The 12,741-nt window shown below is 72.1% G+C and carries 9 protein-coding genes and 2 pseudogenes; 7 read left to right on the top strand and 4 right to left on the bottom strand.

Annotated features, from left to right (window positions below; genetic code table 11):
• Positions 1 to 444: 444 nt before the first annotated feature.
• From CEB94_RS14795 to CEB94_RS14785, 3 genes and pseudogenes are all read right to left on the bottom strand, one after another.
• Complete coding sequence (locus tag CEB94_RS14795) at positions 445 to 2,685, bottom strand: heavy metal translocating P-type ATPase (protein ID WP_175432670.1); 2,241 nt, start codon at positions 2,683 to 2,685, stop codon at positions 445 to 447.
• Between the two features lie 141 nt (positions 2,686 to 2,826).
• Positions 2,827 to 3,066 (bottom strand): heavy-metal-associated domain-containing protein, encoded by a 240-nt coding sequence (locus CEB94_RS14790; protein WP_175432669.1) that lies wholly within the window; start codon positions 3,064 to 3,066, stop codon positions 2,827 to 2,829.
• An 84-nt stretch (positions 3,067 to 3,150) separates the two neighbouring features.
• Positions 3,151 to 3,315, bottom strand: a pseudogene (locus CEB94_RS14785) (TetR/AcrR family transcriptional regulator); the annotation flags it as partial.
• A gap of 373 nt (positions 3,316 to 3,688) precedes the next feature.
• On the opposite strand from CEB94_RS14785, the gene CEB94_RS14780 reads away from it, so the two are divergent.
• Entirely contained in the window at positions 3,689 to 4,732 is a 1,044-nt protein-coding gene (locus CEB94_RS14780; protein ID WP_175432668.1) for a zinc-dependent alcohol dehydrogenase family protein, read from the top strand.
• An 84-nt stretch (positions 4,733 to 4,816) separates the two neighbouring features.
• On the opposite strand, the gene CEB94_RS14775 is transcribed toward CEB94_RS14780, so the two are convergent.
• Positions 4,817 to 5,017, bottom strand: coding sequence for a helix-turn-helix transcriptional regulator (locus CEB94_RS14775; RefSeq protein ID WP_031130605.1), 201 nt, complete (start codon positions 5,015 to 5,017; stop codon positions 4,817 to 4,819).
• A gap of 427 nt (positions 5,018 to 5,444) precedes the next feature.
• On the opposite strand from CEB94_RS14775, the gene iolC reads away from it, so the two are divergent.
• From iolC to CEB94_RS14745, 6 genes and pseudogenes are all read left to right on the top strand, one after another.
• On the top strand, positions 5,445 to 6,395 hold the full coding sequence (iolC, locus tag CEB94_RS14770; RefSeq protein WP_175432667.1) for a 5-dehydro-2-deoxygluconokinase: 951 nt from the start codon (positions 5,445 to 5,447) through the stop codon (positions 6,393 to 6,395).
• A complete protein-coding gene (locus CEB94_RS14765; protein WP_175432666.1) occupies positions 6,392 to 7,273 on the top strand; it encodes a Cgl0159 family (beta/alpha)8-fold protein in 882 nt (293 codons plus the stop codon). The genes iolC and CEB94_RS14765 overlap by 4 nt, the downstream gene beginning before the upstream one ends.
• Before the next feature lie 40 nt (positions 7,274 to 7,313).
• Positions 7,314 to 7,583: pseudogene (locus CEB94_RS14760) on the top strand (5-deoxy-glucuronate isomerase); the annotation flags it as partial.
• Positions 7,584 to 7,618: 35 nt separating this feature from the next.
• Complete coding sequence (gene iolD / locus CEB94_RS14755; RefSeq protein WP_175432664.1) at positions 7,619 to 9,502, top strand: 3D-(3,5/4)-trihydroxycyclohexane-1,2-dione acylhydrolase (decyclizing); 1,884 nt, start codon at positions 7,619 to 7,621, stop codon at positions 9,500 to 9,502.
• A gap of 14 nt (positions 9,503 to 9,516) precedes the next feature.
• On the top strand, positions 9,517 to 11,019 hold the full coding sequence (gene mmsA, locus CEB94_RS14750) for a CoA-acylating methylmalonate-semialdehyde dehydrogenase (protein WP_175432663.1): 1,503 nt from the start codon (positions 9,517 to 9,519) through the stop codon (positions 11,017 to 11,019).
• Positions 11,020 to 11,222: 203 nt separating this feature from the next.
• On the top strand, positions 11,223 to 12,614 hold the full coding sequence (locus CEB94_RS14745) for an APC family permease (protein ID WP_175432662.1): 1,392 nt from the start codon (positions 11,223 to 11,225) through the stop codon (positions 12,612 to 12,614).
• Positions 12,615 to 12,741 lie beyond the last annotated feature (127 nt).

The following is a 12,741-nucleotide window of genomic DNA, read 5'->3' as shown; positions in this document are numbered from 1 at the left end:
GATCCGGCCGGGCGTCTGTGAGGACAGCGCCTGAAACGCTGTTGAGCAGAACGAGCAAAACTCGTCGTACTGCTGTGGTGTGCGATCTGCCGGGACAGCGCACGCCCGGGAGGGCCGCTCAAAGCTTCCCGGTGTACGTGCCCCGGCAACGCATCTCTGGAGAAGTCCCCCAAGACATCTCCAGATGCCAGGTGGCGCCCCCCAAGACGCTCCCCGACATCGTCAACTTAGACCTTCGAACCCCTTCGATGGTTACGTTCACATCACTGTGATCTGCGTCTCTTGCGTATGTCCGTTAGGTGCGCAAGAGCCCAGAAATGCCGTTCGAGGCCCAAGCGTAAGGATGATGCGCGCGCCTTGTGAAGAGCTTATGTGAGCCGGGCCCGGGACTCCAGAGGGGCTCAAATCGCGTTCGCCGTGAACTTAGGGGGAATTCGGGGGACTTCACCGGAATGTCCGCAGTCGCAGGCTGTTCGTGACGACGAAGACCGACGAGAAGGCCATCGCGGCCCCCGCGATCATCGGGTTCAGCAGACCCGCGGCGGCCAGCGGCAGCGCGGCCACGTTGTAGCCGAAGGCCCACGCGAGGTTGCCCTTGATCGTGGCCAGTGTCCGGCGGGACAGCCGGATCGCGTCCGCGGCCACCCGCAGATCGCCGCGGACCAGTGTCAGATCGCCCGCCTCGATCGCCGCGTCCGTGCCGGTGCCCATGGCGAGTCCCAGATCGGCGGCGGCGAGCGCGGCCGCGTCGTTGACACCGTCGCCCACCATGGCGACGACCCGCCCCTCGGCCTGCAGTCGCCGCACCACGTCGACCTTGTCCTCGGGCAGGACCTCCGCCACCACCTGTTCGATCCCCACGGCCGCGGCCACCGTCTCGGCCACCGCGCGGTTGTCCCCGGTCAGCAGCACCGGCGTCAGCCCCAGGGCGCGCAGTGCGCGTACGGCCTCGGCGCTGGTCTCCTTGACCGTGTCCGCCACGGCCAGAACGGCCTGCGCCGTCCCGTCCCAGCCGGCCACGACGGCCGTACGCCCGGCCCGCTCGGCCTCGTCCCGCGCGCGGGCCAACTCGGGCGGTACGTCGTCGAAGAGCCGCCCCACGGCGACGTCACGGCCCTCCACCCGCCCGCGTACGCCCCGCCCGGGGACGTTCTCGAACGCTTCGACCTCCGGGAGCCGTCCGGCCCTCTCCTCGGCGCCCAGCGCGATCGCACGGGCTACGGGATGCTCGGAGGCGTGCTCGACGGCGCCCGCGAGCCGCAGGACCTCCTTCTCGTCGCCGCCCTCGGCGACGTGGACCTCTTGGAGGGTCATCCGGCCGGTGGTGACGGTGCCGGTCTTGTCCAGGACGACCGTGTCGACCCGGCGCGTGGACTCCAGGACCTCCGGGCCCCTGATGAGGATGCCGAGCTGGGCGCCGCGGCCCGTGCCGACCATCAGCGCGGTCGGCGTGGCCAGGCCCAGCGCGCACGGGCAGGCGATGATCAGGACCGCGACGGCCGCGGTGAACGCGGCCACGCCGTCGCCGGTCAGCCCGAGCCACGCCCCGGCCGTGGCGACGGCGATCAGCAGCACCACCGGCACGAAGATCCCGGAGATGCGGTCGGCGAGCCGCTGCACCTCGGCCTTGCCGTTCTGCGCGTCCTCCACCAGCTTGGCCATCCGCGCGAGCCGGGTGTCGGCGCCGACCCGGGTGACCTCGACCACGAGCCGGCCGCCCGCGTTGACCGTCGCCCCGGTGACCGGGTCCCCGGGCGCCACGTCCACCGGCACGGACTCGCCGGTCAGCATCGAGGCGTCCACGGCGGAGGCCCCCTCGACGACCGTGCCGTCGGTGGCGATCTTCTCGCCGGGCCGTACGACGAACCGGTCGCCGACGGCCAGGCGCTGCGCCGGGATCCGCACCTCGCGCCCGTCCCGCAGCACGGCCACGTCCTTGGCGCCCAGTTCCATCAGCGCCCTGAGCGCGGCGCCCGCGCGGCGCTTGGAACGGGCCTCCAGGTAGCGGCCCAGCAGGATGAAGGCGGTGACCCCGGAGGCGACCTCCAGGTAGATCGAGGAGGCGCCGTCCCCGCGCGAGACCGTGAGCTCGAAGGGGTGCCGCATGCCCGGCATGCCCGCGTCGCCGAGGAACAGCGCCCACAGGGACCAGCCGAACGCGGCCAGGGTGCCGAGGGAGACCAGTGTGTCCATGGTGGCGGCGCCGTGCCGGGCGTTCGTCCAGGCCGCCCGGTGGAAGGGCAGCCCGCCCCAGACCACGACCGGTGCGGCGAGGGTGAGCGAGAGCCACTGCCAGTTGTCGAACTGCAGGGCCGGGACCATCGCCAGAAGGATCACGGGTACGGCGAGGACGGCGGAGACGGTCAGGCGCCGACGCAGAGCCGACAGCTCGGGATCCTCGTCCTCGGCGGCGGGGGCCTCCTCCCGCGGCGGCGCGGGCTCCTCGGCGGTGTACCCGGTCTTCACCACGGTGGCGATCAGATCGGCGACCTCGGTGCCCCGGGGGTAGGCGACCCGGGCCTTCTCCGTCGCGTAGTTCACCGTGGCCGTGACGCCGTCCATGCGGTTGAGCTTCTTCTCGACGCGGGCCGCGCAGGCGGCGCAGGTCATCCCGCCGATGAGCAGCTCGACCTCGGCGAGGGCCGGCTCGCGTTCGGCCGGTGCCTGTGCGGTGGTGCTGGTCATGTCCTCACTCCAGGAGATGCGGGGCGCCCGGGAAGCGGAACGGGCCGTACGGGCCGGGGGCGGCGGCCGTACGGCCCGTACACGGTACGAGTGCCAGGACCGGCGCGTCTCAGACCTGTCCGGCTGCCGAACTCGGGTGGCTCAGGCCCGGCCGGCCAGTTCGAAACCGGCCTCGTCCACGGCGGCGCGCACGGCCTCGTCGTCGAGCGGGGCCGCGGAGACGACGGTGACCTCGCCGGTCTTGGCGACTGCCGTCACCGAGCTCACGCCGGAGATCTGGGAGAGCTCGCCGGAGACCGCGCCCTCGCAGTGTCCGCAGCTCATGCCGCTCACCTTGAAGACGGTGGTGACGGGGCCCGTGGTGTCGGTCTGGGCGGTCATGTCGTTACTCCTCGTCGAGGCGTGTGGGGCTGTGGGGTCCGCTGGGGGCCCGCACATCCAACTGTACCCCTAGGGGGTATCAGTTCACGAAGCCCCCGTGAGCGGTTCCAGGTAGCGCAGGAGGGCGCCCTTCAGCTCCTGGACGTACGCCTCCCGCTCGTCGCCCTCATGGGCCAGGATCAGCTCCAGGCCGGCCTTGTGGATGCCGACGCACATCTGGGCGGTGCGGGTGACGGCCGTCGTCTCGGCGGTCGCCGTCGCCGTCGCCTCGGCCGTCGCCGTCGTCTCGGTCGCTTCGGCCTGAGCGAGGCCGAACCGGAACGGCCGGCGAGGGAGGCGGAACCGGCCCGGGACAAGATCGGGGCGTCAGCGGGCTGACCGGGACGGCAACCGGGTGGGGCCGGGGGCGCCCCGCTCCGACGGTCCCCTGTCGTTCCACGGGCAGGCCGTCCCGGCGGCGTTCCACGTGAAGGTCGCCCCAGCCGTGTCGTTCCACGTGAAGGTCGCCCCGGCGGGCCGGGCGGTGCGCCGCTAGCGTTCTCCGAAACGCTGACGCCCTGCGGCGCGAGGTCAGCGCCCCCGGGCGACCCGGGCACGACATGCACGAAAGGCGGGTGGGTCCATGCGGGCCGTGGTGTTCGAGCGGTACGGGGAGGCGGCCGAGGTGCGGGACGTCGCGGACCCGGAGCCCGCGGTGCACGGGGTCGTCGTGCGGGTCGAGGCCACCGGGCTGTGCCGCAGCGACTGGCACGGCTGGCAGGGCCACGACCCGGACATCGCACTGCCGCACGTACCCGGGCATGAACTCGCCGGGGTCGTCGAGGCGGTGGGCGCCCGGGTGACCGGGTGGCGGCCGGGCGACCGGGTCACCGTGCCGTTCATCTGCGCCTGCGGCACCTGCCCGTCCTGTGCGGCGGGCGATCATCAGGTGTGCGAGCGCCAGACCCAGCCCGGCTTCACCCACTGGGGCTCCTTCGCGCAGTACGTGGCGCTGGACCACGCCGACGTGAACCTCGTGGCCCTGCCCGGGGAGCTGTCCTTCGCTACGGCGGCCTCGCTCGGCTGCCGGTTCGCCACGGCGTACCGGGCGGTGGTGCAGCAGGGCCGGGTGGCGGCGGGGGAGTCCGTCGCGGTGCACGGCTGCGGCGGGGTCGGGCTCTCGGCCGTGATGATCGCGGCCGCGTCGGGCGCGCGGGTCGTGGCGGTCGACGTGTCGGCACGAGCCCTGGAGCTGGCGCGGAAGTTCGGCGCGGCCCAGTGCCTGGACGCGTCAGCCGTGCCGGACACCGCGGCCGCGGTCCGCGAGCTGACCGGCGGCGGTGCCCACCTCTCCCTCGACGCCCTGGGCTCACCCGGCACATGCGCCGCCTCCGTGAACGGCCTGCGCCGCCGCGGCCGACACGTCCAGGTCGGCCTGCTGCCCTCACCGACCGGCACGACACCCGTGCCGATGGCCCGCGCGATCGCCCTGGAGCTCGAACTCCTCGGCAGCCACGGCATGGCCGCGCACAGTTACCCGCCGATGCTGGAGCTGGTCCGCAGCGGAGTCCTGCGCCCCGACCTGCTGGTGACGTCGACGATCGCGCTGGACGAGGTCCCGCCCGCGCTGGCGGCGATGGGGACGGCGCCGGGAGCGGGGGCGACTGTCATCGAGCCCTGGCGCTGACACCCCGGCAGACGGAGCCGGCGCCCCGGCGGCGACGGTGCCCCACACGGAGGTGGGGCACGAGGCCGACGCAGGGGGGCGGCGTCAGTCGGCTCTTCGGCCGCGGTTGCCGGGCCTGGAGGCGACCCAGGCCCGGACGGTGTCGGCGTACCAGTAGGGCTTGCCGCTCTCGACATGGTCGGGCGGGGGCAGCAGCCCGTGTTTGCGATAGGACCGCACGGTGTCCGGCTGCACCCGGATGTGCGCCGCGATCTCCTTGTAGGACCAGAGCCTTCGGTCGGTCATGACGTGCACCTCCCCGCGCGCACCACGGCGGCGGCCGTGGACGGCCGTCCGGGGGAGCCGGGCGCTGCGCTGGCGATCAACAAGCCTGTGTCCGGTCAACGACGCCCGGTGACACCGGGCAGGGCCTGTGCGCCGGGTGTGACGGAAGACCTGCGGACACGCGACATGTGTGACAGGGAGGGGGCGTTTGTGACACACCCGGGGCAAAGGCGCACGCCGGGATGTCGGCGGGGTGCCTTGACCCGGGCCCTGGAGGCGCTGCCGTGGTGCGGGTGGCGCAGTCTGAAGACTACGGAACTGTGAGGACCCGGACGTAGACATGCGGAAAGCGCTGTCATGATCTGGTCCGAATGTCCGGACAAAACATTGACAGGGCTTCGAGAGGGGGCTACAAAGCCGGGGAGAGCCGAGCATCGAGGGGACACCGATGGCCTACGACCTGATCACCATGGGGCGGATCGGAGTGGATCTGTATCCGCTCCAGACGGGCGTCCCGCTGCCGCAGGTCACGTCCTTCGGCAAGTTCCTCGGCGGCTCGGCGAGCAATGTCGCGGTCGCGGCGGCCCGCCTGGGACGGCAGGTGGCGGTGATCACCCGCACCGGCGACGACCCCTTCGGCACCTACCTCCACGAGGCCCTGAAGGGCTTCGGCGTGGACGACCGCTGGGTCACCCCGGTGCCCGGCCTGCCCACCCCGGTCACCTTCTGTGAGGTCTTCCCGCCGGACGACTTCCCGCTGTACTTCTACCGGCAGCCCAAGGCCCCCGACCTGGAGATCGACGCGCACGAACTCGACCTCGACGCCATCCGCGACGCCCGGGTCTTCTGGGTCACGGGCACCGGCCTGAGCGAGGAGCCGAGCCGTACGGCGACCCTCGCGGCGCTCGCCCACCGGGCCAAGGCGGGCATGACGGTCTTCGACCTCGACTGGCGCCCGATGTTCTGGACCGACCCCGGGGCGGCCCGCCCCTTCTACACGGAGGCCCTGCGCCACACCACCGTCGCGGTCGGCAATCTCGACGAGGTGGAGGTCGCCACCGGCGTGCGCGAACCCCACGCCGCCGCCCGCGCCCTCCTGGACGCCGGTGTCGAGCTGGCCGTGGTCAAGCAGGGCCCCAAGGGCGTCCTCGCGATCAACAGCGCCGGCGAGAGCGCCGAGGTCCCGCCGCTGCCGGTGAACGTCCTCAACGGCCTCGGTGCCGGCGACGCCTTCGGCGGCTCCCTCGTCCACGGCCTGCTGGCCGGCTGGGACCTGGAGAAGACCATGCGGCACGCCAACGCCGCCGGTGCCATCGTCGCCTCCCGTCTGGAGTGCTCCTCCGCGATGCCCACGCCGGACGAGATCGAGGCGGCCGTCACCGCGGGGGCCGTCCAGTGACCGTCGACGTCCTTGAACTCGTCCGCCTGCGCAGCCGCCGCCCGGAGGCGATCGCCGAGGCCGCCGCCCGCCGCCCCCGCCGGCCGCTGCTGAACGACAACGGCCGCCTGATGATCGTCGCCGCCGACCACCCGGCCCGCGGCGCCCTCGGTGTCGGTGGCCACAGCACGGCCATGGCCAACCGCGCCGACCTCCTCGAACGCCTCTGCCTGGCCCTGTCCCGCCCGGGCGTGGACGGCGTCCTCGCCACCGCCGACATCCTCGACGACCTGCTCCTGCTCGGCGCCCTCGACGGCAAGGTCGTCCTCGGCTCCATGAACCGCGGCGGCCTCCAGGGCGCGAGCTTCGAACTCGACGACCGCTTCACCGGCCACCGCCCCGAGGACATCGAGCGCCTGGGCTTCGACGCGGGCAAGCTGCTCCTGCGCATCGGCTACGACGACCCCGGCTCGCTGACCACCCTGGAGTCCACCGCCCGGGCCGTCGACGCCATGGCGGCCCGCAAGCTCCCCGTGTTCGTCGAGCCGTTCATCAGCCGCCGTGACGAGCGGGGCAGGCTGCGCAACGACCTCTCCGCCGAGGCCGTCACCAAGTCCATCGCCATCGCCTCGGGCCTCGGCGGCAGTTCCGCCTACACCTGGCTGAAGGTCCCGGTCACCGACAACCCCGACGACATGGCCGAGGTCATGGCGACCTCCACGCTGCCCGCGGTGCTGCTCGGCGGGGAGGTCGGCGACGACCAGGACGGGGCGTACGAGAAGTGGCGCGGGGCCCTGCAACTGCCCACCGTGTGCGGGCTGGTGGTCGGCCGTTCGCTGCTGTACCCGGCGGACGGCGACGTGGCCGCCGCCGTGGACACCGCCGTCGGACTGCTGTGAGGGCCGTGGCATGACCAGCGAGCTGTGCGTCCCCGAGGACACCACCCATACCGGCGAGTGGCTCGTGCCGCCCCTCCGCGGTGCGTGCACGCCACGCGTCGAAAACGAGAAGTCCCCCCTCCCGGGCAGGGAGGGCGTGTACGCGAAGTCGGTCACCGACGTCGCGTACCCGCCCCGTGACGCCCGGCCCCAGATCGCCTCCGGCGCGGGAAGCCGCTTTGCTTTGGCAGGAGCGAAGTGCGAGCGACAACTCCCCGCCCGCTACGGCCCCGCGCCGGAGGTCTCCGACATGAACGCTCGTCGCGGCCGTTGCGTACCCGTGATCACCCCTAGGGAGGGATGCCGATGACCCCGACGACGAGGCTGACGGTCGCACAGGCGCTCGTGCGCTTCCTGTCCGCCCAGTACACCGAACGCGACGGCGTCCGGCAGCGGCTCATCGGCGCCACCTGGGGCATCTTCGGCCATGGCAACGTCGCCGGCCTCGGCCAGGCGCTCCTGGAGCACGCCGCGGAGATGCCGTACCACCAGGGCCGCAACGAGCAGGCCATGGTGCACGCGGCGGTGGGCTACGCCCGCCAGTCGGGCCGCCTGTCCACGCACGCGGTGACGACCTCCATCGGCCCGGGCGCCACCAACCTCGTCACCGGCGCCGCCCTCGCGACCATCAACCACCTGCCGGTGCTGCTCCTGCCCGGCGACATCTTCGCCACCCGCCCCGCCGACCCGGTCCTGCAACAGCTCGAAGTGCCCTACGCGGGCGACGTGTCGGTCAACGACTGTCTGCGGCCGGTCTCGAAGTACTTCGACCGGATCACGCGCCCGGAAGCCCTGATCCCGTCGGCGCTCGCCGCGATGCGCGTGCTCACCGACCCCGTCGAGACCGGCGCCGTCACCCTCGCCCTGCCCCAGGACGTGCAGGCCGAGGCGTACGACTGGCCCGAGGAGTTCTTCGCCGAGCGCGTCTGGACCGTACGGCGTCCCGGCGCCGACCCGACGGAACTGACCGAGGCCGTGCAGGCGATCCGGGCGGCGAAGAGGCCCCTGGTCATCGCGGGCGGCGGCGTCCACCACAGCCGCGCCGAGGAGGCCCTCGCCGAGTTCGCCGAGACCACCGGCATCCCGGTCGCCTCCACCCAGGCCGGCAAGGGCTCCCTGCGCCACGACCACCCCCAGGACGTCGGCGGCGTCGGCCACACGGGCACCGCCACCGCGAACGAACTCGCCCGCACCGCCGACCTGGTGATCGGCACCGGCACCCGCTACACCGACTTCACCACCGCCTCCGGCACCCTCTTCTCGAACCCGGACGTCCGGTTCCTGAACCTCAACATCGCCCCCTTCGACGGCCACAAGCTCGCCGGCCGGCCCCTGATCGCGGACGCCCGCAGCGGCCTGCGGGAGCTCACCAACGCCCTGCGCCCGCACGCGTACCGGGTCGCCGGCACCTACGCCACCGAGTACACCGAGGACAAGGAGCGCTGGGAGCAGCGCGTCGACGCCTGCTACGAGGTGGACGAACCGGACACCCGCCCGACCCAGCCCCAGGTCCTCGGCGCCCTGGACGAACTCGCCGACGAGTCGGACATCCTGATCAACGCCGCCGGCTCCCTCCCCGGCGACCTGCACAAACTGTGGCGGACCCGATCGCCCGACCAGTACCACCTGGAGTACGGCTACTCCTGCATGGGCTACGAGATCCCCGCCGCCATCGGCGTCAAGATGGCCGCCCCGGACCGGCCCGTGTGGGCGCTGGTCGGTGACGGCACGTATCTGATGATGCCCACGGAGATCGTCACGGCCGTGCAGGAAGGCATCGCGATCAAGGTCCTGCTCATCCAGAACCACGGCTACGCGTCCATCGGCGGCCTGTCGGAGTCGGTGGGGGGCGAGCGGTTCGGCACCGCCTACCGCTACCCGTCCCAGGACGGCTCGTACACGGGGCCGCCGCTGCCCGTCGACCTCGCCGCCAACGCGGCCAGCCTCGGCATGCGCGTGCTGCGCGCGAAGACCGTACGGGACCTGCGGGAGGCCCTCGCCGAGGCCCGGGCCGCCGACACGCCCACATGTGTCTACGTGGAGACCCAAACGGCAGACACAGTGTCGGGCGCGCCTCCCGCCCAGGCCTGGTGGGATGTACCCGTGGCCGAGACCGCGACACGGCCGTCCGCGGTCAAGGCACGTGAGCTGTACGAACGGCACGTCTCCACCCGACGCCGCCATCTGTGAAGGAGTTCCCGGCCATGACGAAGATCGTCAACCACTGGATCGGCGGCAAGACCGTCGAAGGCGCCTCGGGCACGCACGGGCCGGTGACCAACCCGGCGACCGGCGAGGTGACGACGAAGGTCGCGTTCGCCTCGGCCGACGAGGTGGACGCGGCGGTCGCCGCCGCCAAGGACGCCTACCTGACGTGGGGCCAGTCCTCGCTGGCCCAGCGCACCTCGATCCTGTTCAAGTTCCGCGCGCTGCTGGACGCCAACCGGGACGCGATCGCCGAACTGATCACCGCCGAGCACGGCAAGGTACACAGCGACGCCCTCGGCGAGGTGGCCCGCGGCCTGGAGATCGTCGACCTGGCCTGCGGCATCAACGTCCAGCTGAAGGGCGAGCTGTCCACGCAGGTCGCCAGCCGCGTCGACGTCGCCTCGATCCGCCAGCCGCTGGGCGTCGTCGCGGGCATCACCCCGTTCAACTTCCCGGCGATGGTGCCGATGTGGATGTTCCCCATCGCCATCGCGTGCGGCAACACCTTCGTCCTCAAGCCGTCCGAGAAGGACCCGTCGGCCTCCCTCAAGATCGCCGAGCTGCTGTCGGAGGCGGGCCTGCCGGACGGCGTCTTCAACGTCGTCCACGGCGACAAGGTGGCCGTCGACCGCCTCCTGGAGCACCCGGACGTCAAGGCCGTCTCCTTCGTCGGCTCGACCCCGATCGCCCGCTACATCCACACCACCGCCTCCGCCAACGGCAAGCGCGTCCAGGCCCTCGGCGGCGCCAAGAACCACATGCTGGTCCTGCCCGACGCCGACCTCGACGCGGCCGCCGACGCCGCCGTCTCGGCCGCCTACGGCTCCGCCGGTGAGCGCTGCATGGCCATCTCCGCGGTGGTCGCCGTCGGCTCGATCGGCGACGAGCTGGTGGAGAAGATCCGCGAGCGCGCCGAGAAGATCAAGATCGGCCCCGGTGACGACCCCACGTCCGAGATGGGCCCGCTCATCACCAAGGTCCACCGCGACAAGGTGGCCTCCTACGTGGAGGGCGCGGCGGCCGAGGGCTGCGATGTCGTCCTGGACGGCACCGGTCACACCGTCGACGGCTTCGAGGACGGCCACTGGATCGGCATCTCGCTGCTCGACAAGGTGCCCACGTCCGCCAAGGCCTACCAGGACGAGATCTTCGGCCCGGTGCTGACCGTGCTGCGCACCGAGACCTACGAGGAGGCCCTGGAGCTGATCAACGCCTCCCCGTTCGGCAACGGCACCGCGATCTTCACCCGGGACGGCGGCGCGGCCCGCCGCTTCCAGCTGGAGGTCGAGGCCGGCATGGTCGGCGTGAACGTGCCGATCCCGGTCCCCGTGGGCTACCACTCCTTCGGCGGCTGGAAGGACTCGCTCTTCGGCGACCACCACATCTACGGCAACGACGGCACGCACTTCTACACCCGCGGCAAGGTCGTCACCACCCGCTGGCCGGACCCGGCCGACGCCCCCGCGGGCGTGGACCTGGGCTTCCCGCGCAACCACTGAGGCGACGACCGAAAGTTTTTTCCGGGGGCTCCCTGCGGTAACCGCAGGGAGCCCCCGCCCCGTTCCCGTTGGCCTCCGCTTCCCAAAACGGCAGTGAAAGCCTGGTTCTGCTGCGGATTTCGTAGGTAAACAGCCATTGACGTGCTGCTTTCGTCGGGATGTGATGCTGCGCAGTTCACCGCCGAGCCGATGGGAACCGCCGCATGACCGACACGCTCCGCCCTGTCGAGACCGCCGCCGCGCAGGCGCCGGACCGTCACCCCGGGAAGCTCAAGCGCTCCATCGGAGTCGTCGGTGGCACCCTCCTCACCCTCTCCTGCGTGACCCCCGCCTCCACCCTGTTCGTGGTTGTCCCCGACCTGTTCGGCTCGCTGGGAACCGCCACCGCCCTCACCATCGCCATCGGCTCGCTGCTCTGCGTCGCGGTGGCGTTCTGCTACTCCGAGCTGGGCACCCTCATCCCCAGCGCCGGCGGCGAGTACGCCATGGTCTCGACGATGGCCGGGCGGCTCGCGGGCTGGCTGGTGTTCGTCCTGTCCCTGCTGGTCGTGATGATCGTCCCGCCGGTCATCGCGATGGGCACGGCCGACTACCTCGCCCCCCTCGTCCACCTCGACCCGTCCTGGACCGGCGCCTCGGTGATGCTCCTCGCGACCCTCGCCGGCCTGCTCGACCTGCGTGCCAACGCCTGGATCACCGGGGTCTTCCTGGTCTTGGAGGTCATCGCGGCGGCCGTGGTGGCGGTGCTGGGCTTCAGCCACGCGGAACGCGGCCCGGACAGCCTGGTCTCGATGCGGGTGGCGGGCCCGAACGGCGCCCCGGACACCGTCACGGCCCTCCTGGTGGTCTCCGGCCTCGCGATCGCCCTGTTCGTCACCCAGGGCTTCTCCACCGCGGTCTACCTCTCCGAGGAACTGGAGAACCCGCGCCGCTCGGTGGCCCGTACGGTCCTCGCCACACTCGCCATCTCCACCGTGATCATCCTGGTCCCGGTCGCCGCCATCACCCTGGGCGCCCCGGACCTCGCCGCCCTGACCGGCGGGGACCTCAGCACCATGGTCACCGCCTGGTCCAACTCGGCCGTGGGTACGTTCGTCAGCCTCTGCGTGGCCCTCGCGATCATCAACGCCGGGATCGTCATGGTCATCCAGAACTCCCGCGTCCTGTTCGCCTCGGCCCGCGACAAGGCGTGGCCGGAGCCGGTCAACGCCCTCTTCTCCCGCCTCGGCCGCTTCGGCTCCCCCTGGGTCTCCACCCTCGCCGTGGGCGTCCCCGGCGCGGCCCTGTGCTTCGTGAACCTGGACACCCTCTACGGCGTCACCGGCGTCTCGGTGACGGGCATGTACCTCCTGGTCGCGATCGCCGCGCTGCTGTCCCGCCGGGGAACCCACCGGCACACCCCGGCCTGGCGCATGCCCCTGTGGCCGGCGGCCCCGCTCCTCCTGATCGTGGTCCTGCTCTACATCCTGATCCAGCAGGACCCGGCGTACCTGCTCTGGACCGGCGGCATCACGGCAGCGGCCACCCTGTACTGGGCGCTGTATCTGCGACCCCGCAGGGAGACACGCTGGCTGGTCTCGATCCCGGAGGCGTAGAGGCCTTCTTTTCGCAGGGCGCGGGGCTGTATCGATATGCGGCTCCGCCGCGTGGGCGCGAACAAGCCCCACACACCCGCACCCGGCAACGCACCCGCTCCGCCGAGCTCGATGCCGTACACCACCC

The sequence above is a fragment of the Streptomyces hawaiiensis genome (assembly GCF_004803895.1).
Taxonomy (GTDB): Bacteria; Actinomycetota; Actinomycetes; order Streptomycetales; family Streptomycetaceae; genus Streptomyces; species Streptomyces hawaiiensis.
The sequence above is the reverse complement of the archived record's forward strand: the minus strand, read 5'-3'. Positions and strand labels throughout refer to the sequence as shown.